This window comes from Methylocystis bryophila, assembly GCF_027925445.1.
Taxonomy (GTDB): Bacteria; Pseudomonadota; Alphaproteobacteria; order Rhizobiales; family Beijerinckiaceae; genus Methylocystis; species Methylocystis bryophila.
Genome location: NZ_AP027149.1, coordinates 1,354,190 through 1,380,722 on the forward strand (window position 1 = coordinate 1,354,190; position 26,533 = coordinate 1,380,722).

27 protein-coding genes, 1 tRNA gene and 1 pseudogene are annotated in these 26,533 nt (G+C 64.2%); 20 read left to right on the forward strand and 9 right to left on the reverse strand.

Going from position 1 to position 26,533, the window contains the following annotated elements; translation table 11 throughout:
• Positions 1–4 precede the first annotated feature (4 nt).
• Both rnhB and QMG80_RS06340 read right to left on the reverse strand, forming a co-directional pair.
• Positions 5–637, reverse strand: a complete 633-nt coding sequence (gene rnhB / locus QMG80_RS06335; RefSeq protein WP_085772052.1) for a ribonuclease HII — start codon at positions 635–637, stop codon at positions 5–7.
• A 104-nt stretch (positions 638–741) separates the two neighbouring features.
• Positions 742–1,878, reverse strand: coding sequence for a PA0069 family radical SAM protein (locus QMG80_RS06340; RefSeq protein WP_085772053.1), 1,137 nt, complete (start codon positions 1,876–1,878; stop codon positions 742–744).
• A gap of 322 nt (positions 1,879–2,200) precedes the next feature.
• Here QMG80_RS06340 and QMG80_RS06345 point away from each other — a divergent pair, with 322 nt between their 5' ends.
• Entirely contained in the window at positions 2,201–2,716 is a 516-nt protein-coding gene (locus tag QMG80_RS06345) for a YchJ family protein (protein ID WP_085772054.1), read from the forward strand.
• 46 nt (positions 2,717–2,762) lie between these two features.
• Positions 2,763–3,455, forward strand: a complete 693-nt coding sequence (locus QMG80_RS06350; RefSeq protein ID WP_085772055.1) for an SOS response-associated peptidase — start codon at positions 2,763–2,765, stop codon at positions 3,453–3,455.
• 72 nt (positions 3,456–3,527) lie between these two features.
• Here the strand turns inward: QMG80_RS06350 and QMG80_RS06355 are convergent, their stop codons facing one another.
• The gene (locus QMG80_RS06355; RefSeq protein ID WP_158658762.1) at positions 3,528–3,920 is read right to left on the reverse strand and encodes a hypothetical protein; all 393 of its coding nucleotides are present in this window, start codon (positions 3,918–3,920) and stop codon (positions 3,528–3,530) included.
• A gap of 101 nt (positions 3,921–4,021) precedes the next feature.
• Complete coding sequence (locus tag QMG80_RS06360) at positions 4,022–4,219, reverse strand: hypothetical protein (RefSeq protein ID WP_085773714.1); 198 nt, start codon at positions 4,217–4,219, stop codon at positions 4,022–4,024.
• 274 nt (positions 4,220–4,493) lie between these two features.
• On the opposite strand from QMG80_RS06360, the gene QMG80_RS06365 reads away from it, so the two are divergent.
• The 4 genes and pseudogenes from QMG80_RS06365 to QMG80_RS06380 all read left to right on the forward strand — a co-directional run.
• A tRNA-Asp gene (locus QMG80_RS06365) sits at positions 4,494–4,570 on the forward strand.
• Positions 4,571–4,713: 143 nt separating this feature from the next.
• Positions 4,714–6,306 carry a bifunctional phosphoribosylaminoimidazolecarboxamide formyltransferase/IMP cyclohydrolase gene (purH, locus tag QMG80_RS06370; protein ID WP_085773715.1) on the forward strand — a complete coding sequence of 531 codons (1,593 nt, stop codon included), beginning with the start codon at positions 4,714–4,716 and terminating at the stop codon, positions 6,304–6,306.
• Between the two features lie 38 nt (positions 6,307–6,344).
• Complete coding sequence (locus tag QMG80_RS06375; protein ID WP_085772057.1) at positions 6,345–7,205, forward strand: ATP-binding protein; 861 nt, start codon at positions 6,345–6,347, stop codon at positions 7,203–7,205.
• Positions 7,206–7,649: 444 nt separating this feature from the next.
• A pseudogene (locus QMG80_RS06380) lies at positions 7,650–7,939 on the forward strand (DUF815 domain-containing protein); the annotation flags it as partial.
• 61 nt (positions 7,940–8,000) lie between these two features.
• Here the strand turns inward: QMG80_RS06380 and QMG80_RS06385 are convergent.
• Complete coding sequence (locus QMG80_RS06385; RefSeq protein WP_085772059.1) at positions 8,001–8,633, reverse strand: DNA-3-methyladenine glycosylase I; 633 nt, start codon at positions 8,631–8,633, stop codon at positions 8,001–8,003.
• Positions 8,634–8,839: 206 nt separating this feature from the next.
• On the opposite strand from QMG80_RS06385, the gene QMG80_RS06390 reads away from it, so the two are divergent.
• On the forward strand, positions 8,840–9,577 hold the full coding sequence (locus QMG80_RS06390; protein ID WP_199768969.1) for a hypothetical protein: 738 nt from the start codon (positions 8,840–8,842) through the stop codon (positions 9,575–9,577).
• Positions 9,578–9,654: 77 nt separating this feature from the next.
• On the opposite strand, the gene cobS is transcribed toward QMG80_RS06390, so the two are convergent.
• Together cobS and QMG80_RS06400 are read right to left on the reverse strand one after the other, a co-directional pair.
• Positions 9,655–10,653 carry a cobaltochelatase subunit CobS gene (gene cobS / locus QMG80_RS06395; protein WP_085772060.1) on the reverse strand — a complete coding sequence of 333 codons (999 nt, stop codon included), beginning with the start codon at positions 10,651–10,653 and terminating at the stop codon, positions 9,655–9,657.
• A gap of 147 nt (positions 10,654–10,800) precedes the next feature.
• A complete protein-coding gene (locus QMG80_RS06400; protein ID WP_085772061.1) occupies positions 10,801–11,406 on the reverse strand; it encodes a J domain-containing protein in 606 nt (201 codons plus the stop codon).
• Between the two features lie 116 nt (positions 11,407–11,522).
• On the opposite strand from QMG80_RS06400, the gene QMG80_RS06405 reads away from it, so the two are divergent.
• The 3 genes from QMG80_RS06405 (at position 11,523) to QMG80_RS06415 (ending at position 13,539) form a co-directional block, all read left to right on the forward strand.
• Positions 11,523–11,804 carry a BolA family protein gene (locus QMG80_RS06405; RefSeq protein WP_085773716.1) on the forward strand — a complete coding sequence of 94 codons (282 nt, stop codon included), beginning with the start codon at positions 11,523–11,525 and terminating at the stop codon, positions 11,802–11,804.
• Between the two features lie 89 nt (positions 11,805–11,893).
• Positions 11,894–12,292 (forward strand): GFA family protein, encoded by a 399-nt coding sequence (locus QMG80_RS06410; RefSeq protein WP_085772062.1) that lies wholly within the window; start codon positions 11,894–11,896, stop codon positions 12,290–12,292.
• A 368-nt stretch (positions 12,293–12,660) separates the two neighbouring features.
• On the forward strand, positions 12,661–13,539 hold the full coding sequence (locus QMG80_RS06415; protein ID WP_085772063.1) for a hypothetical protein: 879 nt from the start codon (positions 12,661–12,663) through the stop codon (positions 13,537–13,539).
• 93 nt (positions 13,540–13,632) lie between these two features.
• On the opposite strand, the gene QMG80_RS06420 is transcribed toward QMG80_RS06415, so the two are convergent.
• Together QMG80_RS06420 and QMG80_RS06425 are read right to left on the reverse strand one after the other, a co-directional pair.
• Positions 13,633–14,799, reverse strand: a complete 1,167-nt coding sequence (locus QMG80_RS06420) for an AAA family ATPase (RefSeq protein ID WP_085772064.1) — start codon at positions 14,797–14,799, stop codon at positions 13,633–13,635.
• Between the two features lie 153 nt (positions 14,800–14,952).
• The gene (locus QMG80_RS06425) at positions 14,953–15,321 is read right to left on the reverse strand and encodes a 4a-hydroxytetrahydrobiopterin dehydratase (RefSeq protein WP_085772065.1); all 369 of its coding nucleotides are present in this window, start codon (positions 15,319–15,321) and stop codon (positions 14,953–14,955) included.
• 166 nt (positions 15,322–15,487) lie between these two features.
• On the opposite strand from QMG80_RS06425, the gene QMG80_RS06430 reads away from it, so the two are divergent.
• The 10 genes from QMG80_RS06430 to QMG80_RS06475 all read left to right on the forward strand — a co-directional run bounded on the left by QMG80_RS06430 (position 15,488) and on the right by QMG80_RS06475 (position 26,433).
• A complete protein-coding gene (locus tag QMG80_RS06430) occupies positions 15,488–16,471 on the forward strand; it encodes a beta-ribofuranosylaminobenzene 5'-phosphate synthase family protein (protein WP_085772066.1) in 984 nt (327 codons plus the stop codon).
• Positions 16,472–16,669: 198 nt separating this feature from the next.
• Complete coding sequence (gene dnaK, locus QMG80_RS06435; protein WP_085772067.1) at positions 16,670–18,574, forward strand: molecular chaperone DnaK; 1,905 nt, start codon at positions 16,670–16,672, stop codon at positions 18,572–18,574.
• A gap of 102 nt (positions 18,575–18,676) precedes the next feature.
• Positions 18,677–18,967, forward strand: a complete 291-nt coding sequence (locus QMG80_RS06440) for a nucleotidyltransferase family protein (protein WP_085772068.1) — start codon at positions 18,677–18,679, stop codon at positions 18,965–18,967.
• Positions 18,968–18,999: 32 nt separating this feature from the next.
• A complete protein-coding gene (locus QMG80_RS06445; RefSeq protein ID WP_281926432.1) occupies positions 19,000–19,335 on the forward strand; it encodes a HepT-like ribonuclease domain-containing protein in 336 nt (111 codons plus the stop codon).
• Positions 19,336–19,481: 146 nt separating this feature from the next.
• Positions 19,482–20,639, forward strand: coding sequence for an AI-2E family transporter (locus QMG80_RS06450; protein ID WP_085772070.1), 1,158 nt, complete (start codon positions 19,482–19,484; stop codon positions 20,637–20,639).
• Positions 20,640–20,645: 6 nt separating this feature from the next.
• On the forward strand, positions 20,646–21,341 hold the full coding sequence (locus QMG80_RS06455) for a P-loop NTPase family protein (protein WP_085772071.1): 696 nt from the start codon (positions 20,646–20,648) through the stop codon (positions 21,339–21,341).
• Positions 21,342–21,464: 123 nt separating this feature from the next.
• Positions 21,465–23,663: an RNA degradosome polyphosphate kinase gene (locus QMG80_RS06460; RefSeq protein WP_085773717.1), complete on the forward strand. Its 2,199-nt coding sequence runs from the start codon at positions 21,465–21,467 to the stop codon at positions 23,661–23,663.
• Positions 23,656–25,152: an exopolyphosphatase gene (ppx, locus tag QMG80_RS06465; RefSeq protein WP_085772072.1), complete on the forward strand. Its 1,497-nt coding sequence runs from the start codon at positions 23,656–23,658 to the stop codon at positions 25,150–25,152. The genes QMG80_RS06460 and ppx overlap by 8 nt, the downstream gene beginning before the upstream one ends.
• Positions 25,153–25,209: 57 nt before the next feature.
• Complete coding sequence (locus tag QMG80_RS06470; protein WP_085772073.1) at positions 25,210–25,554, forward strand: hypothetical protein; 345 nt, start codon at positions 25,210–25,212, stop codon at positions 25,552–25,554.
• 150 nt (positions 25,555–25,704) lie between these two features.
• Positions 25,705–26,433, forward strand: coding sequence for a glutathione S-transferase (locus QMG80_RS06475; RefSeq protein ID WP_085772074.1), 729 nt, complete (start codon positions 25,705–25,707; stop codon positions 26,431–26,433).
• The last annotated feature ends 100 nt before the right edge of the window (positions 26,434–26,533 follow it).

Genomic DNA, 26,533 nt, shown 5'->3' on the forward strand with positions numbered 1-26,533 from the left:
ATTATTACGTATTTCTCTCGCGCGCCTTGAAGGGCGAGAAGCTCAATCGGTGAAAGGACGTGGGGCCAAGACGCGCAATCGCGTCCAAATGCTTGGCGGAGCCGTAGCCCATGTTCGTCGCGAAGCCATATTCCTCGTGGATGCGCGCCAGGTCGCGCATCATCGCGTCGCGTGCGACTTTGGCGACGATCGAAGCCGCCGCGATCGACTGAGACAGCGCGTCGCCCTTCACGACCGCGCGCGCAGGACAGGACAGAGGAGGCGCGTCGCGCCCGTCAATGAGCGCGAAGGCCGGGGCGAGCCCTAAGGCCCCAACGGCCTGCGCCATCGCTTTGAGCGCGGCCTTCCTGATGTCGGTCTCGTCGATCTCCTTCGCCGTCACGAAGGCGACGCCAACCGCCAGCGCGCTTTCGACGATCGCCGCAAAGGCGGTTTCGCGCGCTGCCGCGGCGAGGGCTTTCGAATCGGCTATTCCCTTAGGAACATTCGCGGGGTCGAGGATGACCGCGGCGGCGCAGACGGGGCCGGCGAGCGGCCCGCAGCCGACTTCGTCGACGCCAACGATAGGCGCGACGCCCTGGGCGATGAGCTCGGCTTCGAGCATGAAGTCAGGAAGGCTTGGACTGATCCCGCGCATCGCGTTCCGAGAGGTTTTGTCGCGGAACGCGCCGCGCGTCGGCGCCGGTGCTAGAACGAAACCCGCAAATGTTGATGGGTTTTGCGATCAGCTAGGACGCTGCATCAGAATAGCGCAAGCTGCTCGGCGGCGCGACGGGGCGGGCTGAAAAGATCGCAACGCAGGCGCGCACCCTGGCCGAAGCCGAGTTTTTCGGCGGCGCGCTCGAAGCGCCGGCCGATCATCCAGGCATAAGGGCCTTCGCCGGTCATGCGCGTCTCGAAGGAGGGGTCGTAGAGCTTCCCCTCGCGCGTCTGGCGAATGAGCGAGAGCACATGGCGCGCGCGATCGGGAAAATGCTCGCAAAGCCATTCGCTGAAGATCTCGCGTAGCTCGAGCGGCAGCCGCAGCAGCACATAGCCCGCCTCGCTCGCGCCGCAGGCGCGCGCTCGCGTCAGGATCGTCTCGATCTCGGCGTCGTTGATCGCCGGGATGATCGGCGCGACGAGAACCGAGACCGGCACGCCGGCTGCGGCGAGCTTTTCGATCGCCTCGAGGCGCAGCCGCGGCTGTGGAGCGCGCGGCTCCATGCGACGCGCGAGATCGCCGTCCAGCGTCGTGACGGAGATCGCGACCTTGGCGAGGCCCTTTTTGGCCATGGGGGCGAGGATGTCGAGGTCGCGCGTGACTAGCGCCGATTTCGTGACGATCCCGACCGGGTGGTTCGCGCGCGCGAGCACTTCAAGCAGCCCGCGCGTGACGCGATGGCGCTTCTCGAGCGGTTGGTAGGGGTCGGTGTTCGAGCCGAGCGCCAGGGTCTTCGCGACATAGCCGGGTGCGGAGATCTCGCGCTCCAAGGCCTGCGCGGCGCCGTCCTTGACGAAGATCTCGGTCTCGAAATCGAGGCCCGGCGAGTAGCCGACGAAGGCGTGCGACGGGCGCGCATAGCAATAAGCGCAACCGTGCTCGCAGCCGCGATAGGGATTGACCGAACGATCGAAGGCGATGTCGGGCGAATCGTTTTTTGTGACGACGCTTCTCGCCTTTTCGAGATGGACGCGGGTCTCCAACGCCGACAGATCTTCGAGAGATCCCCATCCGTCGTCAGCCTCTTCTCGCGCGTGAGGCTCAAAGCGCCCGCTCTTGCGGGAAAGCGCTCCGCGGCCGCGTCGCCTCGCGGGGTCGATCAGTGATTCCGGCGCGCCGAGCCCCAGTGCTCGATAGGGTTGCAGAACGCTGCCGGCGCTCTCCAGGCTTCTCATCGCGACCTGTCCTTCCTTTGGGATAGCCTGCTACTCCGCGGCCCCCGGGCGCTTTCGTGGGGACGAGACGCGCGCCCGGAAGCCGCGAAGGCAAAGGCTCGACTGGAACGAAACCCGACGCCAACGCGAAAGCCCGACGCAACGAGAGACGCGGAGGAGGCGAAACACGGAGCCGAACGCCCTCCGAAACGCGAAACAGAACAAACAGCGAATAAGGAACATATAGAGAACAAACGGCGCGGCGTCAAGCCGCGCGCTGGAGCTTTCCGCGACGCTTCGATAGAAGGCGCGATCTCCGCCAACGCCACGTGATGAGAAGGTCATGACCGAAAAGCCCTGTCCCTGCCGCGTCAAAGATAAAGAGCCGCTCCCTTATGCGACGTGCTGCGCGCCGATCCTCGAGGAGGGCAAGCCCGCGCCGACGGCCGAAGCCCTCATGCGTGCGCGCTACAGCGCCTTTGCGCTGGGCAAGATCGACTTTCTTTATGATTCGCTCGCGCCTGAGTCGCGCCACGACTTCGATCGCAAGGCGGTGCAGCATTGGGCCACGCAGTCGCAATGGCTCGGCCTGGACATTCTTTCGACCGAAGATGGAAAGGCCGGCGACAAAGAGGGTTATGTCGAGTTCGTCGCGCATTTCTCGCTCGACGGGAATGAGCAGGCGCACCGCGAACGCTCGAAATTTCGCGCGGACGAGACGACCGGCGGCTGGTGCTTCCTGGAGGAGGCGAACCGCAAGCCCGAGCCTGTCGTGAAAGGCAAGCAGCCAGGCCGCAACGATCCCTGTCCCTGCGGTTCGGGCAAGAAATTCAAGAAGTGCTGCGCCATGGCGGCGTGATGTGGCCGGCGCCTCTTTCCGCAAAAGCCATGTATGCTGAGTCCGCATGTGCGGACGTTTCACCCAGCACCTCTCCTGGGCGGAGATTCGCCGGCTCGCCGACCTCGTCGGCCAGCCGCGCAATCTCGCGCCGCGCTACAATGTCGCGCCGACGGACGCGATCGAGGTCCTCCGCGCCGGCCCTTCGGGGCTGGAGCTGACGCCGATGCGCTGGGGGCTCATTCCTTATTGGTGGAAGAAGCCGCTCCAGGAGCTGCCGTCATGCTTCAACGCGCGCGCCGAGACGCTCAGCGAGAAGCCGATGTTTCGGGACGCTTTCAAATCGCGGCGTTGCATCGTGCCCGCCTCGGGCTTCTATGAATGGACGAGCGAAAAGGGGCGCAAGATCCCGCATTATTTCTCGAGCGCCGATGGGCTGCCCCTCGCGCTCGCGGGCCTTTGGGAGCAGTGGCGCGATCCGAACGGCCAACAGTTGCTCTCCGCGACCATCGTCGTCGGTGCCGCCAACCCATGGATGAGCCGCTTTCACGATCGCATGCCGATCCTCTTGTCCTGGAGCGACGCAGAGCATTGGGTGAGCGGCGACGATCCCGCGACGCTGCTTCGCCCCGCGCCCGATGAGGCCCTTCAGGAGTGGACCGTCTCGACGCGCGTCAATCGCTCGGGCGTCGGCGACGACGATCCGACCCTGATCGACCGAGCTGAAGGCGAAGGCCTCCTTCCCAGACTCGGGGCTTGATTACGACTTCGCGCAGCCTCGCCCGGTAGCGTCCCCGCTCCCGCTTGCGGGGGAGGGATAGGGAGGGGGCTGTCAGAAGCCTCGCCCCGGCGGCGCCGGCTGACATTTGAACACGGCGATCTCGTCGCCAAGATCGTATTTCAGCTCGCCTTTCGCGAGATCGAGCGTGTCGCGCGTCTGGCTATCGACGCATTTCTTTTTCGTGCCGCTTTGCAGGCAGGCGCGATCCTGGCCGAAGGTGACGAGGTCCTTGTCGATCGTGACCACATAGGTCACCTTTTCTTTTTCGCCGAAACTGTCGGGCCCAGAGATGTAAGACTCGCCCTGCGTATATTCCTCGGCGACGCCCTCGCTCCACATGATCTCGAGATAGCGCCGCTCGGTGTCGAGCCCGAGGGTCACCTTCTGATCCGTGCGCGCGCAATCGAGGTGGAGTTCCTTCGCGCCGGCGCCCGTCGCGCTCAAGAAAAGCGCAAGCGTGGCGCCTAGAGCGCAATGCAAAAAAGTGGAAACCGGTTTTTCGCACAAATCGCGCTCTAAGCTTTCGGAATGGAAAGGTCTGAGCTTCATCGCCGAGTGTCCAATTCTGTCTTCGCTTCCTTGCAGGCTTCGATCTGTTCCTTGCTGGCGAACCAGTAGTTGACGTTGCAGAGCGCCTCGTAGCGGCTGTTGACGAATAGCGACCAGAAATAATAGCCCATCACAAGGCCTGTCACGACGAGGAGCGCGAGGGTCGGCGGTCTCAAAAACGTCTCCGTGGTCACGCGCTTGTTCCGCTCGAGTGCTTTGAGCGACAGAAAATCACGACGCAAATGCGATCGTAAGCGCCACGCCTCCGAAGTCAACGCCGCCCCTCGCTCCCGCATCCGCCGGGCGTCTTTCCCTGCCGCAAGGATAAAGATCGGCGGCGGCACGGAGAGCAAAGAGCGGGGCGGACCGCAGCGAGCGACCATAGGCCGCATAACTCATTGAGCATGAAAGCCTAGCACCAGCCTTGACTTCGAGGGACGCATAGCCTATTTCGCGCTCTCCGCACGCGGGGGAGTAGCTCAGTTGGTTAGAGCGCCGGCCTGTCACGCCGGAGGTCGCGGGTTCAAGTCCCGTCTCTCTCGCCAGCCTCGCGACGAATTCCCCTTGAGCCTTGCGGTTCGGCGCTTGGTGGCGTCGGGAGCGCAGCTCAAATCTTGAAAAATCCGCCGCCTTCTCGTCGATGTTCGGCCAAGGCGACAGCGTCGAGCGGCTCATTGCAGGAGTCCCGATGCCCATGGATCGCCGCCCCGTCCGCCGCGCTCTGCTTTCCGTCTCCGATAAGAGCGGCCTTGTCGAATTCGCGCGCGCGCTTTCGGCCCGCGGGGTCGAGCTCATTTCGACCGGCGGCACGCGCAAGGCGCTCACTGCGGCGGGGCTGAGCGTCAAGGACGTCGCCGACGTGACGCAGTTTCCCGAGATGATGGACGGCCGGGTCAAGACGCTGCATCCGACCATTCACGGCGGCCTGCTCGCTGTGCGCGAGAATCCTGAGCATGAGGCGGCGATGCTCGCGCATGACATCGCGCCGATCGATCTCCTCGTCGTCAATCTCTATCCCTTCGAAGCGACGCTCGAGAGCGGCGCCGCCTTCGAGACCTGCGTCGAGAACATTGACGTCGGCGGACCCGCGATGATCAGGGGGGCGGCGAAGAATCACGATTCCGTCGCCGTGCTCGTCGATCCCTCCGACTATGCGGCGCTGCTTGGCGAGCTCGATGCGCAGAACGGCGCGACGACGCTCACCCTGCGCCGCCGCCTCGCGCAAAAGGCCTTTGCGCGCACCGCCGCCTATGACGCAGCGATTTCCAATTGGCTCGCGCAAGAAATCGGCGATCCGGCTCCGCCTTGGCGCGCGCTGGGCGGACGTCTCGCGCAGGAGATGCGCTATGGCGAGAACCCGCATCAGGGCGCCGGATTTTATCTGGGGGGCCCTAAGCGCTTCGGCGTCTCGACGGCGCGCCAGCTGCAGGGCAAGCAGCTCTCCTACAACAACGTCAACGACACCGACGCCGCCTTCGAAAGCGTGGCGGAGTTCAATCCCGCGCGGACCGCGGCCGTCGTCATCGTCAAGCACGCCAATCCCTGCGGCGCCGCCGAAGGCGCCTCGCTCGAGGAGGCCTATCTGAGGGCGCTGCGTTGCGATCCCGTCTCGGCCTTCGGGGGCATTGTTGCGCTGAACCGCCGCCTCGACGCCGCCGCGGCGAAGAAAATCGTTGAGATCTTCACCGAGGTCATCATCGCGCCGGAAGCCGACGAGGAGGCGGTCGCCATCGTCGCGGCGAAGAAAAACCTGCGCTTGCTCGTGACGGGCGGCGTCCCCGATCCTCGCGCGCCAGGCCTCGCGCTGCGCGCGGTCGCCGGCGGCTTTCTGGCGCAGAATCGCGACAACGCCGTCGTCGATGACATGAAGCTCGCGGTGGTGACGACGCGCGCGCCGAGCGAGGCGGAGCTCGCCGATCTCAAATTCGCCTTTCGCATCGCCAAGCACGTCAAGTCCAACGCGATTGTCTATGCAAAGGACGGCGCGACCGTCGGCGTCGGCGCCGGCCAGATGTCGCGCGTCGATTCTTCTCGCATCGCCGCGCAGAAGGCGGCGGAGGCCGCTGCGACCGCAGGTTTGATCGAGAGCCTCGCTAAAGGGTCGGTCGTCGCCTCTGACGCTTTTTTCCCGTTCCCCGACGGCCTCCTCGCCGCGGCCGCCGCCGGCGCGACGGCGGTCATTCAACCGGGCGGCTCGATGAACGACGCAGCGGTGATCGCGGCGGCGAATGAGGCCGGGCTTGCCATGGTCTTCACCGGCACGCGCCATTTTCGTCATTGAGCAGAGCGAGCGCCGCGCGCGGCGCGTCGGGAAGAAACATGACGGAAGCCTCAAAGACTCTTCTTCGCATCGCCGAGGCGCTGGAGCGGCTTGCGCCGCCGCCGCCTCAGCAGCCGGATTTTTCCGCGGCCGAAGCTTTCGTCTGGCGCGCCGACGCGCGCGTCCTCTCGCCGATCTTTGAGGTCAATCGTATCGCGCTCGATCTTCTCGCGGGCGTCGACCGCGCGCGCGATCTGCTTTTTTCCAACACCGAGCGTTTCGCGCGAGGCTTGCCTGCCAATAACGCGCTGCTCTGGGGCGCGCGCGGCATGGGCAAGTCGTCACTCGTCAAGGCCGTGCATGGCGCGCTGAGCGGGGAGGGGCTCCTCAAGCTCATCGAGATTCACCGCGAGGACATCGAGAGCCTGCCCCTTCTGCTCGCGGCGCTGCGGGGCAAGGATTATCAGTTCATCGTCTTTTGCGACGATCTCTCCTTCGACGTCGGCGAAGCGAGTTACAAATCCCTGAAAAGCGCTCTGGAGGGCGGCGTCGAGGGCCGCCCGGCCAATGTGCTCTTCTACGCGACCTCGAACCGGCGGCATCTCTTGCCCCGGGACATGGCCGAGAATGAGCAGGGCTCGGCCATCCATCCGGGCGAGACGGTGGAGGAGAAGGTCTCGCTCTCCGATCGCTTCGGCCTCTGGCTCGGTTTCCACAAATGCAGCCAGGATGAATATCTCGCGATGATTGCGGGCTATGCGCGGCGCTGCGGGCTCGACGTCGCGCCCGAGACGCTTCGCGCCGAGGCGTTGGAATGGTCGACGACGCGCGGCGCGCGCTCAGGCCGGGTCGCCTGGCAATTCATCCAGGATCTTGCGGGCCGGCTGGGCAAGCGGCTGGACGGCCATTCCTGTGGATGAACGTCTCGCCAACCGGCTCACTCGTCGGGGCGCTCAACGCACTCGACCCGAAGTTTAGCCCCTTTGCCCTTCGAGGCGGACGCCAAACTGCATCTTGCTAGCGCCGGAGTTCATAGTTGGGGCAAGTGTTCACGATTCTCCAACCCGTGCCCGTCCATACCCGTTTCATGCAGTCGAAGCACCGCATCGAGTTACTGAAGTCCTGCCAGGCGCAGTCGTCGTCAGCCTCCGTCGCTAATGCGGCCGGGCTAAGACATGCAGTCGCGACCAGCGTAACCGCGACTATCGTTGTCCTCATCGCGCGCGTTGACATTGCGACGTGCTCCTTTGTGACACCCAGCTAGCTTGGAAAGGCGATGATTCCTCGAATCCTGCGCCCGCCGTGGAATGTGTGTCAGCTGGCTATGGCGGCAAGTCCGCAACCTGCATTCACACAGGTTTTTTATGCTCTTCTACGCGACCTCGAATCGGCGGCATCTCTTGCACCGGACATGGCCGAGAATGAGCAGGACTCGGCCATTCATCCGGGCGAGACCGTGGAGGAGAAGGTCTCGCTCTCCGATCGCTTCGGCCTCTGGCTCGGTTTCCACAAATGCAGCCAGGGTGAATATCTCGCTATGATTTCGGGCTATGCGCGGCGCTACGGCCTCGACGTCGCGCCCGAGACGCTTCGCGCCGAGGCGTTGGAATGGTCGACGACGCGCGGCGCGCGGTCGGGCCGGGTCGCCCCGTAATTCATCCAGGACCTCGCGGGCCGTCTCGGCAATCGGCTGGTCGCCGTCTCCGATTGACGCTTCATTCCTTCGCGCGCCAGCAGCCTTCGAGATGGTCGTCCACCATGCCGACCGCCTGCATGAAGGCGTAAACGACCGTCGGGCCGCAGAATTTGAATCCTTTCGCCCGCAGATCCTTGGAGATGCGCTCGGAGAGCGGCGTATGCGCCGGCACGTCGCGCATAGTCTTCGGCCGGTTGACGAGCGGCGCGCCGTCGACGAAGTCCCATAGATATTGGGAAAATCCCGTCCTCGCCTCGATCTCGAGAAAGGCCCGGGCCGAAAGAATCACGCCTTCGATCTTGGCGCGATTGCGCACGATCGACGGATCGGCGAGCAGCGCTTCGACGCGCGCGGCGTCGTAGCGCGCGAGACGTTCGGGATCGAACCCCTCGAAGGCTCTTCTGAATGATTCGCGCTTGCGTAGGATGACGATCCAGGAGAGCCCGGCCTGAAAACCGTCGAGGGCGAGCTTTTCGAACAGCGCCTTCGAAGAGAACTCGGGCCGGCCCCATTCCTCGTCGTGATAGGCGACGTAAAGCGAATCCTCGCCGCACCAGGGGCAACGCGCTTTTCCGTCGCCGTGGCGCGCGAGCTGTGCCTCTCGCCAAGCCAGAGGATTTTGGCGCTGGGGGTTTTGCGGTTTTGCGACCATCTCTGCTCGGCGGTTTCCTCGACGAGGTCCGGCGATTTCCCCGCGCGAGTTCGGATTGCCTTCGTCCCGACATTCGGATTATCGTCATTATACGCGATGCGGCAGGCGGAGAACTATGCAGGTCCGCGCGCTCGAGGCGCGCTCGCCGCCATTTTTCAGCGCTGCTCACCCGAGCGCGGGGAGCTTCTCGGTTTGGAGAAGAAAGAATGTCGGTCCGATTTGTCCCTCTCGCCGTCGCGTCTCTCGCGCTGGGCGCCATCGTCGTTCCGGCGCAGGCGCAGCAGGTCAGCGTGCAGAAGGAATGCGGCTCCGAATACCAGGCGGCCAAGGCAGCGGGCTCGCTCAATGGCCAGAGCTGGCAGGAGTTCCTGAAAGATTGCCGCGCGCGTCATGCGGGCGCGAGCCCGGCGGCGGCTCCGGAGCCCGCCCCTGCGGCGGCGGCGCCGGCCGCCGCGGCCGCCGCGACGGCGCAGGAGCATTTGAGCGTGCAGAAAGAGTGCGGCTCGGAATATCAGGCCGCCAAGGCCGCGGGTTCGCTCAATGGCCAGAACTGGCAGCTGTTCCTGAAAGATTGCCGCGCACGCCACGCCGCTCCCGCTGCTGCGGCGGCGCCTGCAACCGCTCCGGCTCCGGCTCCGGCTCCAGCTCCGGCCGCGCCTACGCCTGCAGCCGCGGCTCCGACAGCGGCTCCGGCTCCAACAGCGGCTCCCGCACCGGCAGCTGCTCCCGCGGCGGCTCCGGCCGCCGAAGCGCCCGCTGGCGCTGCGACCACCAAGACCGGTAAGCCGCTGAGCGCCGGAACGCAGGCCTTCATCGAGCGCGAGAAGGCGTGCGGAGCCGAGTGGCGCGCCAAGAAGGCCGCGATCCTGAAGGCCAATCCAAAGGCGACTTGGCCTTCTTACCTCAGCGAATGCAACAAGCGCCTGAAGGCTCAGGGCCGCTGAGCGCCCCCTCCCTCACCCTCCCCCGCTCGCTTCGCTTAGCGGGAGAGGGGGCGGCGGCCGCGCCCCGCCTCATAGCCTCAAGTCATCACCACATTCACCGCGCTTTCCGGCAGATCCTTGCCGAAGCAGCGCTGGTAGAACTCGGCGACGAGCGGTCGCTCCAGCTCGTCGCAGCGATTGAGGAAGGTCACGCGGAACGCGAAGCCGATGTCGCCGAAAATCTCGGCGTTCTCGGCCCAGGTGATGACCGTGCGCGGGCTCATCACGGTCGAAAGGTCGCCGGCCATGAAGGCGTTGCGCGAGAGGTCGGCGACGCGCACCATCTTGTTCGCCGCGTCCTTGCCCTCCTTGGTCTTCTGCAACGATTTGACCTTGGCGAGCACGATGTTGGTCTCGGCGTCGTGCGGCAGATAATTCAGCGTCGTGACGATCGACCAGCGGTCCATCTGCCCCTGGTTGATCTGCTGCGTGCCATGGTAGAGCCCCGAGGTGTCGCCGAGGCCCACCGTGTTCGCGGTCGCGAACAAGCGAAAAGCCGGATGCGGCCGGATCACGCGATTCTGATCCAACAGCGTCAGCTTGCCGGAGACCTCCAGCACGCGCTGGATGACGAACATCACGTCGGGGCGGCCCGCGTCATATTCGTCGAAACAGAGCGCCACGTTGTTTTGCAGCGCCCAGGGCAACATGCCGTCGCGGAATTCCGTGACTTGCTTCCCCTCACGCAAGACGATCGCGTCCTTGCCGACGAGGTCGATGCGCGAAACATGGCTGTCCAGGTTGACGCGCACGCAGGGCCAGTTCAAGCGCGCCGCCACCTGCTCGATATGCGTCGATTTTCCGGTGCCGTGATAGCCGGTCACCATCACGCGGCGATTGCGGGCGAAGCCCGCCAGAATGGCGAGCGTCGTCTCCCGATCGAAGAGATAGTCGGGATCGAGGTCCGGGACATACGGGTCGGCCGTCGAATAGGCCGGAACCATCATGTCCGTGTCGATCTTGAAGAGCTCGCGCGCGGAAACTGTCGTGTCCGGCAGTCCCGAACCATTCGCGGCGGCTTTTTCCAGGGCGACCACTCTTCTTCCTCCTCAGCGCGTTCGAAATTCTCCCGGTCGAACGCCATCCGCATTCACTGATCGAGCATGGTCTCATCCAAGACCGCTTCGCGCTTTTGGGCGCAGGCTCTTAAAGACCCGCTCAAGACCCGGCCAACGGCGAGGCCGTCAGACGAGGTGAGCGGCTCGCAGGGTTCTATAGGCGTGGATGATTTCCCGCAATTTTTCCTCGCGAGAGCGGTCTCCACCGTTGGCGTCGGGATGATGGCGCTTGACCAGCTCCTTGTAGCGGGCCTTGATCGCCTCCCCGTTCGCGGCGTCGTCGAGGCCGAGCGCGTCGAGCGCCCGCATCGTCACCGGCGAATAGCGCGGCCCACGCCCTTCCGTGGTCCGGCTTCCGTGGTAGCGCGGCCGGTAGGACCCCAGCGGGTCGGCGTGATCCGAGGCGCGCGGGCCATCATGGCGAAAGCCCGCCGCCCCCCGCTTGACGCCCATCGACCAGGTCGGGCGATGGCCGACCGCGGCGTCCTTGAGGTAGCGGGCGACCGCCTCGTCGCTCATCCCATTGAAGTAATTGTAGGAATTATTGTATTCCCGGACATGAGCGAGGCAGAAGCAGAAATATTGTCCTTCGCGCAGCCGCCCCATCGGCGCGCGAAACTCCCCGGGCGCCTCGCAGCCCGGAGAATCGCAGCGCATTCCGGTCGGTCGGGCGGGCCGCTCGGGACCGCGGCGGGTGCGGATACGGTCGAAGAGGGGTGAATTCAGATCCATGCTCGCCCATTATGGGGATGCGCTGCGCCGCGGCAAGACGAAATCGCGGTCAGGAAGCTGATGCGATGGGCGCGACTCTTGCTTCGACGCTCAAGAAAGGGACAATCATGACGCAAATGAGCGACGGAGCCGTCAAGCAGTTGATCGAGGAGCGGCTCGGCCAGGGACTCGAGCCGACGAGATTGCTCGTTACCGATGATTCGGGTCGCCATGCGGGGCACGCCGGCCACCGCCCGGGCGCCGAGACGCATTTTCGTGTCGAGATCGTCTCCTCGGCCTTCTCGGGGAAAAGCCGCCTCGAGCGCCACCGGCTCGTCAACGACCTCCTGAAGGACGCCTTCGCGGCGGGCATGCATGCGCTAGAGCTCAAGGCCAAGGCGCCGGACGAAGCGCATTAACGCATGAGCTCGGGCAGCTTCCGCTCGCCCCATCCCATGGCCGCTCCGAACAAAATCTGACGGTTCCCAACGCCCGGCGGGAGGCCAGCATGCTGGAAGGGGGATGTCTCTGCGGATCGATCAGATATCGCATCGACGCAGAGCCGACCGACAGCGGCGTCTGCCATTGTCGGACGTGCCGAAAAACGGCTTCGGCGCCGGCGTTGCCTTTCGCCACCGTGGCGTCGGCCGCATTCTCCTTCACTCGTGGAGAGCCAGCGGCGTTTCGATCCTCGTCGTCAGCCACGCGGCGCTTCTGCGGACGATGCGGATCGCCCTTAACCTACCATAACGACGACAGCCCTGAACTCGTCGATATTATGACTTGCAGCCTGGACGATCCTGAGCGCATCGCTCCGAGATTTCACATTTGGCTCAGCCACAAGCTGCGCTGGGAAGAAATCGGCCTTGGCCTTCTTCAATTTCCCGAGCGGCGCTCCGATCCTTGAATCTTTGCGGACCTCCGACAGGGCTGCGCCTATCGGGCGTTAACGCTAAACGCAAATCTTCAACGGCGGGAAGACGGCGGCGTCGAAAGTCTACTCAAGTTAAGTAGGTCGCCGCACGCTCGGCCAGTCTAACACAACGTGTCTTCGCTGCGGCGACTGGCCGGCCACTGCAGAAAGGGGGAGACACCTCGCATCACCGCCTTCATACTTCACAAGAGGAACCTTCTCGCAAGTGATGCGTTCTTTCCTCGCCCTAGCTTCAGCAGAGCCTTGGCGCGAAAGGACTCGGAACCGGCACGCCACCTTTCGCTAACTTGCCGCCCCGACCGCCTAGAATCTTCAGTTTAAAAGAACCGAGGGGAAATAGGATGCCGACCACCAAGGTTATCACTGCAGTACTTCTGAGTATTGCTGTGACTCTAATCGTTGCGGCGCTCGTTGTGCCGCAAATATCAGAAACATACAATGTTAATCTTCCAGCCTTCCTCCTCAACCCCATTAGTTATATAGCCTCTCTTTTTATTCTCGGCATTTGTCTCCATTTCTTGCTGACAATACAAGGTGATAACACTTCTCTCAGGACGAAGGATTTCGCGTTTCTTGCCGAGGCGATCGTTTCGGCCTCCTTGGTCGGATTACTAATAGAGGCGCCTCATATTAGCAAGGTTTTTATAGAAAGGATCGAAAAAACAGAAAAGGATATAGGGGCCGGCCTGATGGAAAACCGGCATAACACAAACACAAAACTCGACGATATCAGAAATTTGATACTTTCAATGCCAAGACAGCAGCAAGCACCTATTGACCCACAGGGAACGTGGCTTTACGTCATACATGGCGACAAACAGACTCCTATTCATAGCGGCGTCGTCTATGTGAGACGCTCAAACGACGATAGTATTAATATTAGCGGTCAGCGGCTATGCACTAACAATGGCCACAATAAATTGGAGAAACTAAAAGGGAATGGGCTGCACTGGGAAGCAGATGACGCCTATATCCATGCTGGGGATAGGAACAAACTAACCTATGTGTTTAGATTTAAGAATACGAATGAGGCAGGATACGCCTCAATTGATTTATATGGCAACCCAATCGAGCAAATGATGGGAACATATAGTGGTTTCGCTCCCAGCACGCTGTTTGGAGAAATACGCTATAAAAAGGTCTCACCCCAGCCATTTTTCGATACAAGCAAAATTAATGACGGCAAATACTGTGATGAGAGCTTTCTTGACGTCCGCTAAATGACTTAATACTTTCTCAATCTCGCCCCGCCCACCTCATCCCCTAGTGTAAGAGGCCCTGGGCCTGAGCGGCTTCCACCGAACGGGGCGTGATCAAGCGAAGAGCAAAAATATCACGCCGCCCTTTCTCGCCTCCCGCGCCAGCGCGGCTTCCGCCTCCTCGGCGCTGAGCGTCGAGAACATCTGCTGGAGTCGCGCGCCGGACGTCGGCGCATAGGCGGTGATCCCGTCTCGGTCGTAGAAGGCGCGGAACATGCGCCTCGCCTCATCGAGGCCGAGCAGGCCGATCTCGTAAATCTCGTCGATGCGGCCCGGGCGCAGCAGCGCGGGGTCCAGCCGATCGAGATGGTTCGTCGTGATGATGAACTTGAGACCATCCGGCGTTTGCATGCCGTCCAGCGTGTTGAGGATCTCATGCAGTGGGAAGGAAAGAGCAGCGTCCTTGCCGCTCTGCGCGCTCGTTCGGTTGAGGCCCGCCGACAGCGTGTCGATATCCTCGATAACGAGGAGCGATCGCGCGGTGACCGTGTCCATCTTCTGCGCCATCAGCGAGAGCGAGGTGACGTAGAAGACGTCGAGATTGAGCTCGGACGCGATCGCATGGATGAGCGAGGTCTTTCCCGTGCCGGGCGGGCCGTGCAGGATGAAGCCGATCTTTCGCGGCACGCCGCGCCGATCGTACCACTCCGCATTCGCGTCGAACCATTTGAGGCGCGCGACGATCCTGCGGCCCACATCTCCCTCGACGAAGACCGTGTCGAGGCGTCTCTTGCGCTTATAGGTCCCGATCCAGCCGGTCCCCCGCTCGACGGCGATGGTGATCGAGTTCTGGTTCGCCTCCGCGGGGATGGCCGACATCAGGAGTCTCCTGACCCGCTCGACGTCGGATGTGTAGAAGGTCATGGTCAGCACGATGCGGACGGCGGCCTGCGCCGATTCGTCCTTCGCCTTGTTGTAGCTGACCCACATGCCCTCCCAGCGGGCGAGGCCCCGCCCAAAGCCTGTGGTGAGTTCCAGGTTCTGGAACTCGAAGGCCTTGTTGATCTTGACGCGATGCGCCGAGAGCGCCCGATCGACGTCGAGGAAGAAGGCGCGGCTGCTGTCCATCGTCACGCGCACGCAAAAGAGCCCGCTCGCGAGGCCATAGATCGCCGCCGGGAGGGACTTCGCCTGATAGGCGACCCAGCCGAGCGCCATCGCGCCAAAGGCGCCGGTCAGGATCTGGTTTTGCAGCAGGCCGTCGACGAGGGAAGCGAACATGGCGGCTCCTCACGGCCTTTCGCCGGCCGCTACGGAGCCGCCGCCGTCGAAGAGAAGGACGCGAGAAGAGTGGCCTTCGACGCCGCGAAGATCAAGAGCGCGGCGCTGGGCTTTTCTCTCCGGACCGCCCGCGCTGGCGCGATCCTCGCGCGGTCACTCATGCGCCTCTTTCGGCCCCCGCAGCACGCGCTTGGCGAGCGGCGCCTCGGGCGCGTTCTGCCCGCGCCACAACAACGTCTCCTCGAGCTTCTTCGCCAGCTCGAAGTCCTTGTCGGTGATCCCCTTGGCGGAGTGGGTGGCGAGCTTCACCTCGACGAAGGCGTAGGAGACGACGAGATCGGGGTGATGCCAGGCCGCCTCCGAGAGCATGCCGATCGTATTGATGAGCAGGAGGGTGCCGGGCCATGTGTGCGTCTTGTAGGTGCGGCGGATCCAGCCGCCTTCGTAGCGCCATTCGGGCAGCTCCTTGGCGAGCTTCTCGGCAATCTCCGCCTCGGAGTAGACGCGATCCTTCGTGGTCATTATCTCTCTCCTGTCGGCGGGACTGAGTGCGGCGCAGCAATTCTCCTTGCCAAGCGCCCTTCCGCCGGGTTAGTCGCGCGAGCGCAGGCGCTGCCGCCATCGCGCGAGATCTCCCTCCCTACTTAGAGCGCAAGCCTCGCCTGTCTTGCGAAACCACGGGGCGCCCATGCCGGCGGACAGAAGCGTCAACGAGGTTCGCGTCGCCGCCAGCGCGCGGCTCCATCTCGGCTTTCTCGATCTCCACGGTGGGCTCGGCCGCAAATTCGGCGGGCTGGGCCTGGCGATCGACGGGCCGAAGACGCGATTGACCCTCACCCGCGCCGAGGAGGTCTCGGTCGAAGGTCCGGAGGCGCCGCGCGCGGCTTCGCTTTTCGAGAAAGCGAGATCGGCCTTCGCGCCGGGCCTGAAGGCGCGGCTCGTCATCCAGGAGGCGATCCCGGCGCATGCGGGTCTAGGCTCCGGAACGCAGCTTGCCCTGGCGATCGCCGCGGGGCTACGCCGCCTCGAGGACGTCGTGGGCGACGCGGCCTCCGACGCCGCGGCGATGGGACGCGGCGCGCGTTCGGGGCTCGGCGCCGGTCTCTTCGAACACGGCGGCTTCGTCGTGGACGGCGGGAGAAGCGACGACGGCCCGACCGCGCCGATTGTCGCGCGCCTGCCCTTTCCGCCCGAGTGGCGAGTGTTGCTGGTTTCCGATTCGAGGGCGGAAGGGGCCCATGGAGAAGGCGAGCGCGAGGCTTTCGCGCGTTTGCCGGCCTTCTCCGAATCGATGGCAGGAGAACTCTGCCGCCGCGTGCTGATGCAAGCGCTCCCCGCCTTGATCGAGCGCGATCTCGCGGGCTTTGGCGCGGCGATCGCGCATATCCAGCAGGCCGTGGGAGATTACTTCGCGCCCGCGCAAGGCGGGCGACGCTTCCTCAGTCCGGTCGTGGAGCGGACGGTGGCTGCGCTTGTCGCGCAGGGGGCGGTGGGCGGCGGGCAGACGAGCTGGGGCCCGACGGGTTTCGCCTTTGCGGCGAGCGAGGCGGAGGCCGAACGGATCGTCTCCCGCATCCGGCCCCTGGAGGCGGGGCTCTCGGTCGAGGTCTTCCGGGCGCTGGACTGCGGTGCGAAGATCGACGCGGTCTACGCGCGGGTGGCGTCTGCTTGACCGTGCGGGCTTGCTCCTCGCGGCGCCCGTAAATAAGCCAGGCTCAGAGCTTTGGACGCCCTTGCGTCCAGCCGGCGGAGGCACAATGTCTGGGGTCGAGCGACGGCGTCCAGAGGGCTTGATTGAGGGCCACAGCGGAGTTGTCGGCAAGGGACCGCTTCGGGGCCCGTTACAGATTCGGTAGAGAAAGGACGCGAAATGGCGAAAATCATCGGCATCGACCTCGGCACCACCAATTCCTGCGTGGCTGTCATGGACGGGTCGACCCCTAAGGTCATCGAGAATGCGGAGGGCGCGCGCACGACGCCGTCCATCGTCGCCTTCACCGACGACGGCGAGCGCCTCGTCGGTCAGCCGGCGAAGCGCCAGGCGGTGACCAATCCCGAAAAGACCTTTTTCGCGATCAAGCGGCTGATCGGCCGCACCTTCGACGATCCGCTGACCAAGAAGGATATGGGCCTCGTCCCCTATCACATCGTGCGCGGCGGCAATGGCGACGCCTGGGTCGAGGCGTCCGGCAAGCAATATTCGCCCTCGCAAATCTCCGCCTTCATCCTCCAAAAGATGAAGGAGACGGCGGAGGCGCATCTCGGCTATCCCGTCACGCAGGCCGTCATCACCGTCCCCGCCTATTTCAACGACGCTCAGCGTCAGGCGACCAAGGACGCCGGCAAGATCGCCGGCCTCGAGGTGCTGCGCATCATCAACGAGCCGACCGCCGCGGCGCTGGCCTACGGCCTCGACAAGAAGCACTCCGGCGCGATCGCGGTCTATGACCTCGGCGGCGGCACCTTCGATATTTCCATCCTCGAGATCGGCGACGGCGTGTTCGAGGTGAAGTCGACGAACGGCGACACCTTCCTCGGCGGCGAGGACTTCGACAACCGGCTCGTCGAATATCTCGCGAGCGAGTTCAAGAAGGAGCACGGCATCGATCTCACGAAGGACAAGCTCGCCCTGCAGCGCCTGAAGAAGGCGGCGGAGGACGCGAAGATCGCGCTCTCCTCGGCGACGCAGACGGAGATCAACGAGCCCTACATCACCGCCGACGCGACCGGTCCCAAGCACCTGTCGATGAAGCTGACGCGCGCGAAATTCGAGACGCTGGTCGACGATCTCATCCAGCGCACGATCGAGCCCTGCCGCAAGGCGTTGAAGGACGCCGGCATGTCGGCGGGCGAGATCGGCGAAGTCGTCCTCGTCGGCGGCATGACGCGCATGCCGAAGGTGCAGGAGATCGTCAAGCAGTTCTTCGGCAAGGAGCCGCATAAGGGCGTGAACCCCGACGAGGTCGTCGCGGTCGGCGCAGCCGTGCAGGCGGGCGTGCTGCAGGGCGACGTGAAGGACGTGCTGCTCCTCGACGTGACGCCGCTCTCGCTCGGCATCGAGACGCTCGGCGGCGTGTTCACGCGTCTCATCGACCGCAACACGACGATCCCGACGAAGAAGAGCCAGGTCTTCTCGACGGCCGAGGACAACCAGACCGCGGTCACGATCAATGTGTTCCAGGGCGAGCGCGAGATGGCGCAGGACAATAAGAGCCTGGGACGCTTCGATCTCTCCGGCATTCCGCCGGCCCCGCGCGGCGTGCCGCAGATCGAGGTGACCTTCGACATCGACGCCAATGGCATCGTCAGCGTCACGGCGAAGGATAAGGCCACGGGCAAGGAGCAGCAGATCCGCATCCAGGCCTCGGGCGGTCTCACCGACTCCGACATCGACCGCATGGTCAAGGACGCCGAGGCGCACGCCGCCGAGGACAAGGCGCGGCGCGAGCTCATCGACGCGAAGAACCACGGCGAAGCGGCCGTGCATTCAGCGCACAAGTCGCTTGCGGAATTCGGCGACAAGGTGTCGTCCGCCGACCGCAGCGCGATCGAGGCGGCGATCGAAGCGCTGAAGACGGCGCTCACGGGCGAGGACGCTCAGGCGATCAAGACGCGCACGAGCGAGCTGGCGCAGGCCTCCATGAAGCTCGGCGAGGCGATGTACAAGGCGCAGCAGGCCGAAGGCGCGAGCCCCGGCGGGCATGAGGCCCACGGCAAGGACGATGTGATCGACGCGGACTTCAAGGAAGTCGGCGGCGACGACCACAAGAAATAAGACAAAAGAATGCGGCTTCGGGCTCCCTTCGGGGAGCCCGAACTTTTTGTGCTATTACCTTCGTGGAGCCGGAGCGCCCGCGGTCAATTTGAAGCCCGAAGCATGAAGCCGTCCGAAGCCCTTGCAGCCCATCGCGAAGCCGTCTGCGCCGCCGTGAGCCGCTTTCGCGCCACGAACCCGCGCGTCTTCGGTTCCGTCCTGCACCGCGACGATCAGGAGGGGAGCGACATCGACATTTTGGTCGATGCGCTTCCCGGCGCGACTCTCTTCGACCTCGGCGGCTTGCAGATGGAGCTTGAAGGGATTTTGGGCGTAAAGGTCGACGTGCTGACCCCGGGCGAGATTTCGCACTATTTTCGGGACCGTGTCCTGGCCGAGGCCAAGCCGATATGAGGCGAAAGACTCCGCTTGCGCCTGTCGGTCATATGCTCGAATCCGCCGTGCTCGCGCTGTCCTACGTCGAAGGAATGAGCAAAGATGATTTCGTAGCAGACAGACGCACCAGGCAGGCCGTCGTGATGAACCTTTTGATAATTGGAGAGATGGCAGGACGACTTGCCCGCGACCACAACGAATTTTGCGCCAAATATCCGGATGCGCCTTGGCTGAAAATGACGTCCATGCGCAACAGAATTGCGCATGGTTATTTTGAGCTCGATCTGGATATTGTTTGGGACACCGTGAACTACTCATTACCTGAATTGATCGCTTTCCTTGAACCCATTCACAAGGAGCTCCTTCGTCAGGATTCGCGATGCTAGCCTACGCCAGCTCAAGCTGCCACCGGTCTAGACGCAGATATTCCGTGCGAACAGTCGTCCCAAGTCCTGTTCCGCCTCCGCCGCGACGCCATTGCCCCGCCTTCTCATACCGTCTATCTCTCCGGCGCGGCGGTGGGGAGCCTGGAATGTCGAGCGAAGACGTATCGCTGAGCGGCGGCCCGGGGGGCGGCTTCCGCCTCGACCGGAATCTGCTGCTTTGGGGCTTCGCCATTGCGGCGCTGCTTGTCGCCGCCTCGGCGCTGAAGTCGATTCTGACGCCTTTCGCCGCCGGCGCAGTGCTGGGCTATCTGCTCAATCCGGTCGCGGAGCGATTGCAGCGCCTCGGCTTGTCGCGGCTCGGCGCGGCGCTGCTGCTGCTTGCCGTCTTTGTCCTGGTCGTCGGCGCGGCGCTGCTGCTGCTCGTCCCGGTGCTCATTCAGCAGTTCGAAGGCTTCCTCACGGGCCTCCCCAGCCTTATTGCCGCGCTCCGTAGGCTTTTCGCCGAGTGGAGCGACAAGCTCGTCACCGATTACAGCAAGGTGCTCAAGGAGCACGGGCTCGACATCGCCATTCCGACCCTCGACACGCAAAAATACGTCGACGAGTTCTTCGGCGACACCCCCGCGCATCTTGCGGATCTGGCGCGCTCGATGCTGTCCCGCGGCCTTGCGATCATCAACATATTGTCGGTGATCGTGGTGACGCCCGTCGTCGCCTTTTACATGCTGCTGGATTGGGGCGCGATGGTGCGCATGCTCGACGACCTCACGCCGCCGCGCTATCGCGGCGAGGTGCGCATGTTGGCGCGAGAGATCGACGCGGCGATGGGCGGTTTCCTGCGCGGACAAGCCGCCGTGTGCTTTTTCCTCGGCAGCTGGTTCGCCTTCGGCCTTTCCTTCATCGGGTTGAACTTCGGCTTTCTGATCGGCGTCGTCGCCGGCGTGTTGAGCTTCATCCCTTTCGCCGGATCGATCGCGGCCTTCGTGCTGTCGATCAGCATCGGCCTTGTGCAGTCCTGGCCTGACTTGCGCCTTCCGCTCGAAGCGGTCGCGATCGTGAGCGTCGGTCTTTTCCTCGACGGAAATGTGCTCTCGCCCCGTCTCGTCGGCGCTTCGATCGGATTGCATCCTGTCTGGCTCATGTTCGCGCTTTTCGCCTTCGGAACGCTCTTTGGATTTGTCGGGCTCCTTCTGGCGGCGCCGGCCGCGGCGGCTGCGGGCGTGCTGCTGCGTTTCGCTCTGAAGCGCTATCGCGAGAGCTCCTATTATCTGCGACCGAGCGCCGCGCCCTCACAGGCGGAGTGAGCGCAAATGGCCGAAGGCGAGAAAGCGGCGCGGGGCGGCGAGCAGTTCGCGCTGGAGTTTCCCTTCGAGCCGAGCTTCGCGCGCGACGAATTTTTGGCAGCGCCATCGAACGTCGACGCGCTGGCGATGATCGATCGATGGCCCTCCTGGCCGGATCGTCTCCTGCTGCTCGTGGGGCCGGCCGGCAGCGGAAAGAGCCATCTCGCCGCCATATGGGCGCGGCGCGCCCACGCGCTCGTGGCGTCCCCCCTGGCCTTGCCTCCGCTGGACGCGCTCGTGGGGCTGAAACCCGAGGCGATCGTCGTCGATGGCCTCGAAGACGCAACGGACGAAACCGCGCTGTTCCATTTGCTGAACTACGCCAATGAAAGCAATATTCCTGTCCTTCTGACGAGGCGTTCGCCGCCGCGCGAGGACAGGGTGCGTCTTCCCGATCTGCTGTCACGAATGCGTCGCGCGCCTTTGATCGAGATTGGCGCGCCCGACGAGGATTTGATCCGCGCCGTGCTGGATAAGCTTTTCCGCGATCGCCAGTTGATCGTGGAGCCCGGGCTCGGCGACTATCTGACGCTGCGGCTCGAGCGCTCGCTCGACGCCGCGCGGGCCTTCGTTCGCGACCTCGACCGCGAGGCGCTCATGCGCGGGCGACGCGTGACCCGAGTACTTGCGGGCGAGCTTCTCGACCGGGCCAGAGAGGACTGACATAAGGAGCGCTCAGCTCGCGGCTCACGGAGTCCTCCGCGGAGCCCTGCACCGCATTGGAGAGTGGTTGTGACGCAGCAGAAATCGAAGGAAGAGGCGCCGGTTGTGGAGGTTGAAAATCCGATGCTGAGTTGCGGGACGGAAGCCGACGCGCTGATGTCCTCGCCCAAGCGGTTCGTCAATCGCGAGCTGTCTTGGCTCGAGTTCAACCGGCGCGTGCTGGAGGAGGCGTCGAACCGCAACCATCCTCTGCTCGAAAGGCTGCGCTTTCTTTCCATTTCGGCGAACAACCTCGACGAATTTTTCATGGTGAGGGTGGCCGGCCTGCGCGGCCAGGCGCGCGCGGGACTAACCACGGCGTCACAGGACGGACTGACGCCGGCCGAGCAGCTCAAATGCGTCAGCGCTCGCGTCGTCGAGCTGACGAACCAGCAAGTGCTGCGCTGGCTGGAGCTGCGCGTCGAGCTCAAGGACGCCGGCATCGCGATCGTCGAGCCTGCAGATCTCTCCAAGACCGACAGCGAATGGCTGGAGGAGCATTTTCTCGCGCGCATCTTCCCGGTGCTGACGCCGCTTGCGGTAGATCCCGCTCACCCCTTTCCCTTCATTCCCAATCTCGGCTCGACGCTGGCGTTGGAGCTCGTCCGCCAGAGCGACCGCAAGGCTCTGCAGGCGCTGGTGCGGCTGCCGCAGAAGATCGAGCGCTTCGTGCGTCTGCCCGCTCCGGAGGCGAAAGCCGACGCGCAGCCGCGTGAGCGCTTCATCCCGCTCGAAACCTTGATCGTGCTGCACGCGCAGCGCCTCTTCCCCGGCTATGTCCTGCGCGGTCAGGGCCTCTTCCGCGTCATTCGCGACAGCGACATCGAAGTCGAGGAGGAGGCGGAGGATCTGGTGCGCCTCTTCGAGACCGCGCTCAAGCGGCGCCGCCGCGGATCGGTGATCCGCCTCGAAGTCGCCGCCGACATGCCGGTCGCGCTCCGCGCGCTCGTCGCCGACGAGCTCGACGTCGAGGACGACGAGGTGTTCGAGCTCGAGGGCATGCTCGCGCTCACCGAGCTCTCGGAACTCGTGGGGCTCGATCGGCCGGAGCTGAAGTTCACGCCCTACAACCCGCGCTTTCCCGAGCGCGTGCGCGACAATGGCGGCGACTGCTTCCTGGCGATCAAGCAAAAGGACCTCGTCGTCCATCACCCTTACGAGTCCTTCGACGTCGTCGTTCAGTTCCTGCAGCAGGCGGCGCGCGATCCCAATGTCGTGGCGATCAAGCAGACGCTTTATAGAACCTCGGCGAACAGTCCGATCGTGCGCGCGCTGATCGAAGCGGCGGAGGCCGGCAAGTCGGTGACGGCGCTCGTCGAATTGAAGGCCCGTTTCGACGAGGAGGCCAATATACGCTGGGCGCGCGATTTGGAGCGAGCCGGCGCGCAGGTCGTGTTTGGTTTTCTGGAGCTCAAGACTCACGCCAAGCTGTCGATGGTCGTGCGCCGCGAGGGCTCCGGCCTCGCCACTTACTGTCACATCGGCACTGGGAACTATCACCCCGTCACGGCGCGCATCTATACGGACATCTCGTTCTTCACCGCGGATCCCGCGATCGGCCGGGACGTTTCGCGCATCTTCAACTACATCACGGGTTACGCGGAGCCCGCCGGGCTCGAACGCATGTCGGTCTCGCCGATCTCGCTCAAGCAGAAGCTTCTCGAGCACATCGAGCAGGAGATCGGTTTCGCCAAGGCCGGAAAGCCTGCTGCGATCTGGGGCAAGTGCAACGCGCTCGTCGATCCCGAGATCATCGACGCGCTCTATCTCGCCTCGCAAGCCGGCGTCTCGATCGATCTCGTGGTGCGCGGCATCTGCTGCTTGCGGCCGGGGGTGCCGGGACTTTCGGAAAACATCCGGGTCAAGAGCATCGTCGGGCGCTTTCTCGAGCATGCGCGCGTCTATGCCTTCGGCGGCGGTCATGGCCTGCCGCATCCGCGCGCGCCGCTCTATATTTCCTCGGCCGACCTCATGCCGCGCAATCTCGATCGCCGCGTCGAATCGCTGATGCCGATCACCAATCCGACGGTGCACCAGCAGGTGTTGGATCAGATCATGGTCGCCAATCTGATGGACAATGAGCAAAGCTATCTTCTTCTCCCCGATGGCTCGTCTCGTCGCGTGATCCCGGCGAGAGCGGCGGGTCAGGACAGCGCGAGGCCCAAGGAAGAACGGTTCAACGCGCACAACTACTTCATGACGAATCCCAGCCTCTCAGGCCGCGGCAAATCTCTGAGAGATTGGCGTCCGCGCTCCTTGCTCAAGCGCGACGACAATGGCTGAGCCCATGCAAGGAGACCCTGTCGCGATCATCGACATCGGCTCGAATTCCGTGCGCCTTGTCGCCTATCAGGCGTTGACGCGCGCGCTGACGCCGATCTTCAACGAAAAGGCCATGTGCGCCCTCGGCAAGGGGGTCGTGGTCAATGGCCGCCTTTCCGAGGACGGCGTCGCCAAGGCGTTGAAAGCGCTGCGACGGTTTCGAGCGCTGTGCGACACGATGCGGATCGCCGATGTGACCGTGATCGCGACGGCCGCCGCGCGCGACGCCGCCAACGGCGCCGAGTTTCTGGATGGCGCCCGGTCGGCGATCGGCTGCGACATCGCGCTGCTCTCAGGGCCCCGCGAGGCGGAGCTTTCGGCGCTCGGAGTGGCCTCGGCCATCCATGCGCCGGACGGCGTCGTAGGCGATCTGGGCGGCGGGTCGCTCGAGCTGATCGATCTCGACGGCGGCGAGCCCTGCGGAGGCGTCAGTCTGCCGCTCGGCGGGCTCGCGCTCATGGATGCGTCGAAACGGTCCTTGCGCGAGGCGAGCCGCATCGCCCGCAAGGCGATCGCAGATGCGAGTCCGCTCGCGAGCCTGCGCGGACGCAGCTTTTACGCCGTGGGCGGAACCTGGCGCGCGCTTGCGAAGCTCCACATGCGCCAGCGCAACTATCCGCTCGACGTGATGCATAATTATCGCATCAACGCTTACGAGGCGGCCGACCTCGTCGCGCTCGTCGAACGGGTCGACAGCGAAGCGCTCGCCGACATCGCGAGCATCTCGATGGCGCGCCGCCCGCTGCTGGCCTATGGCGCGGTCGTGCTCGATGAGATCATTCGCTGCGCCAAGCCCAAGGACATCGTGATTTCGGCGGCCGGCGTGCGCGAGGGCCTGCTGTTCGAGCGCCTCTCGAAAGAAGAACGCCGCGCGGATCCGCTGCTCGCGGCCGCGCGCGAGCAGGGCGCCTTGCTCGCGCGCGCGCCCGTCTATGGCGACGAATTGATCGAGTGGACGGACGTCCTGATGGCCTCGAGCGGCCTTGAAGAAACCGTCGAGGAGAAGCGCTTGCGCCATGCCGCCTGCTTGCTCTCCGACGTTTCCTGGCGCGCCCATCCCGACTATCGCGCCTTGCAGGCGACCAATGTGGTCACCCAGGGCGGCTTCGTCGGCGTCGACCATCCGGGGCGCGCCTTTCTCGCGCTCGCCATCGTGTTCCGGCATGAAGGTCCCGACAGCGAGCACGACTGCGCCTCGCTGCGCACGCTGCTGTCGACGCGTCAGATCATCCGCGCGCGCGTCCTCGGCTCCGCGATGCGCGTCGCCTACCTGCTCTCCGCCTCCATGCCGGGCGTGCTGCCGGCGACGCCGCTGCGCTGCGCAAGGGGACGCCTGATCCTCGCCCTTCCTGCGCCGCGCGCCAATCTGGCGAGCGACCGTCTGCTCAACCGTATGAAGGCGCTGGGCCGGCTTCTCGGGCTCGAGGCGATTGTCGAAACAACAGCCTGAGGGAATGAGTCGCGTCGACGCCGTCGCGAGATTGGATAGGCCTACTGGAGGTCCGACATGAAAAGCTGGGCGCTTGCTATCGCTTCGACGATCTTTGTTCTCCACGCGGCGAGCGCTTCGGCGAGACCGGCAAGGTGCGTGATCGTCAGCAATGGCGAGAAAGAGTTCAACGGTCCCTGCGACTATATGGCCGAATCTGGCGGCAGCTTCTCGGTCTCGCGAGCCAAGGGGCACAAGTTCCTGGAGATCGACCCGATCAGCGTAACCATCGTCTCGCCGGGCGTCGCCGAGGTGAGAGGCCTGACCAAGCTCGGCAACAATTCTCGCTGGGGCGAGGCGAAGCGTTCGACCGCCGACCCCGCCTGTTGGGTCGGATCGGACTTCAAGATTTGCGTCTATTAGATCACGCGACGAGACGCATCGCCTGAGCGCGAATGCGCGATCGAGGCTTTTGAGACTGGAGCGACGCGGGCGTCGCTCGCGCCGCGCCAATTCGTCCCCGACCTCTCCGGCCCCATATGCTCTCCCGAGGGAAAACTGAGGGAGGCCTTCGTGACCTATGAGCTATATTATTGGAGCGGCATACAGGGCCGCGGGGAATTTGTGCGGCTTGTGCTGGAGGACGCGGGCGCGGACTATGTCGACATCGCCCTTCAGCCGAACGGCGACGAAAGGCTGATGGCCTTTCTCGACAGAGAGGATCTTTTGCGGCCGCCCTTCGCGCCGCCGTTTCTGCGCGACGGAGATCTCGTGATCGGCCAGACCGCCGCGATCTTGGCCTATCTCGGCGACCGCTTGGGACTCTCCTCCAAAAGCGAGGCCGACCGGCTCTGGCTACACCAGATCCAGCTCACGATCGGCGACGTCGTCGGCGAGGCTCACGACGCGCATCATCCCTTGGGCGCGCATCTCTATTATGAGGATCAGAAGCCAGAAGCGGCGCGCCGCGCGAAGGCGTTTCGCCAAGAGCGAATCCCGAAATTTCTGGGCTGGTTCGAGCGCGTTCTGTCTCGCAATCCGCACGGCGGCGGCTACCTCGTTGGCTCCGGCGCAACCTACGCCGACCTGTCTCTGTTCCAGCTCGTCGAAGGTCTGCTTTACGCCTTCCCGAAGGCGACGAAGGATTTCCTCGCCGAAGCGCCACGCGTCGCTGCGCTGCGCGAGACGATTTCGGCGAGGCAGCGAATCCACGCCTATTTGGCGAGCGGTCGCCGCATCCCGTTCAACCAGCAGGGGATATTTCGTCACTATGCGGAGCTCGACGGCCGTCGTCCAAGCTGATCGGCGCCTTGCCCTTGCGTCTGACGCAAATCCGGTTATAACCCGCGCTTCGCGTCGCCCCGGCTGGGGGCTGAACGGAAGCTCCGGGGCCAGTCCCCGG

What these genes read in the sequence shown, in the direction of transcription:
- rnhB (WP_085772052.1), bottom strand. Translation starts at nt 637, where the DNA reads ATGCGCGGGATCAGTCCAAGCCTTCCTGACTTCATGCTCGAAGCCGAG.
- QMG80_RS06340 (WP_085772053.1), bottom strand. Translation starts at nt 1,878, where the DNA reads ATGAGAAGCCTGGAGAGCGCCGGCAGCGTTCTGCAACCCTATCGAGCA.
- QMG80_RS06345 (WP_085772054.1), top strand. Translation starts at nt 2,201, where the DNA reads ATGACCGAAAAGCCCTGTCCCTGCCGCGTCAAAGATAAAGAGCCGCTC.
- QMG80_RS06350 (WP_085772055.1), top strand. Translation starts at nt 2,763, where the DNA reads ATGTGCGGACGTTTCACCCAGCACCTCTCCTGGGCGGAGATTCGCCGG.
- purH (WP_085773715.1), top strand. Translation starts at nt 4,714, where the DNA reads ATGCCCATGGATCGCCGCCCCGTCCGCCGCGCTCTGCTTTCCGTCTCC.
- QMG80_RS06375 (WP_085772057.1), top strand. Translation starts at nt 6,345, where the DNA reads ATGACGGAAGCCTCAAAGACTCTTCTTCGCATCGCCGAGGCGCTGGAG.
- QMG80_RS06385 (WP_085772059.1), bottom strand. Translation starts at nt 8,633, where the DNA reads ATGGTCGCAAAACCGCAAAACCCCCAGCGCCAAAATCCTCTGGCTTGG.
- QMG80_RS06390 (WP_199768969.1), top strand. Translation starts at nt 8,840, where the DNA reads ATGTCGGTCCGATTTGTCCCTCTCGCCGTCGCGTCTCTCGCGCTGGGC.
- QMG80_RS06400 (WP_085772061.1), bottom strand. Translation starts at nt 11,406, where the DNA reads ATGGATCTGAATTCACCCCTCTTCGACCGTATCCGCACCCGCCGCGGT.
- QMG80_RS06405 (WP_085773716.1), top strand. Translation starts at nt 11,523, where the DNA reads ATGAGCGACGGAGCCGTCAAGCAGTTGATCGAGGAGCGGCTCGGCCAG.
- QMG80_RS06410 (WP_085772062.1), top strand. Translation starts at nt 11,894, where the DNA reads ATGCTGGAAGGGGGATGTCTCTGCGGATCGATCAGATATCGCATCGAC.
- QMG80_RS06415 (WP_085772063.1), top strand. Translation starts at nt 12,661, where the DNA reads ATGCCGACCACCAAGGTTATCACTGCAGTACTTCTGAGTATTGCTGTG.
- QMG80_RS06420 (WP_085772064.1), bottom strand. Translation starts at nt 14,799, where the DNA reads ATGTTCGCTTCCCTCGTCGACGGCCTGCTGCAAAACCAGATCCTGACC.
- QMG80_RS06425 (WP_085772065.1), bottom strand. Translation starts at nt 15,321, where the DNA reads ATGACCACGAAGGATCGCGTCTACTCCGAGGCGGAGATTGCCGAGAAG.
- QMG80_RS06430 (WP_085772066.1), top strand. Translation starts at nt 15,488, where the DNA reads ATGCCGGCGGACAGAAGCGTCAACGAGGTTCGCGTCGCCGCCAGCGCG.
- dnaK (WP_085772067.1), top strand. Translation starts at nt 16,670, where the DNA reads ATGGCGAAAATCATCGGCATCGACCTCGGCACCACCAATTCCTGCGTG.
- QMG80_RS06440 (WP_085772068.1), top strand. Translation starts at nt 18,677, where the DNA reads ATGAAGCCGTCCGAAGCCCTTGCAGCCCATCGCGAAGCCGTCTGCGCC.
- QMG80_RS06445 (WP_281926432.1), top strand. Translation starts at nt 19,000, where the DNA reads ATGCTCGAATCCGCCGTGCTCGCGCTGTCCTACGTCGAAGGAATGAGC.
- QMG80_RS06450 (WP_085772070.1), top strand. Translation starts at nt 19,482, where the DNA reads ATGTCGAGCGAAGACGTATCGCTGAGCGGCGGCCCGGGGGGCGGCTTC.
- QMG80_RS06455 (WP_085772071.1), top strand. Translation starts at nt 20,646, where the DNA reads ATGGCCGAAGGCGAGAAAGCGGCGCGGGGCGGCGAGCAGTTCGCGCTG.
- QMG80_RS06460 (WP_085773717.1), top strand. Translation starts at nt 21,465, where the DNA reads ATGCTGAGTTGCGGGACGGAAGCCGACGCGCTGATGTCCTCGCCCAAG.
- ppx (WP_085772072.1), top strand. Translation starts at nt 23,656, where the DNA reads ATGGCTGAGCCCATGCAAGGAGACCCTGTCGCGATCATCGACATCGGC.
- QMG80_RS06470 (WP_085772073.1), top strand. Translation starts at nt 25,210, where the DNA reads ATGAAAAGCTGGGCGCTTGCTATCGCTTCGACGATCTTTGTTCTCCAC.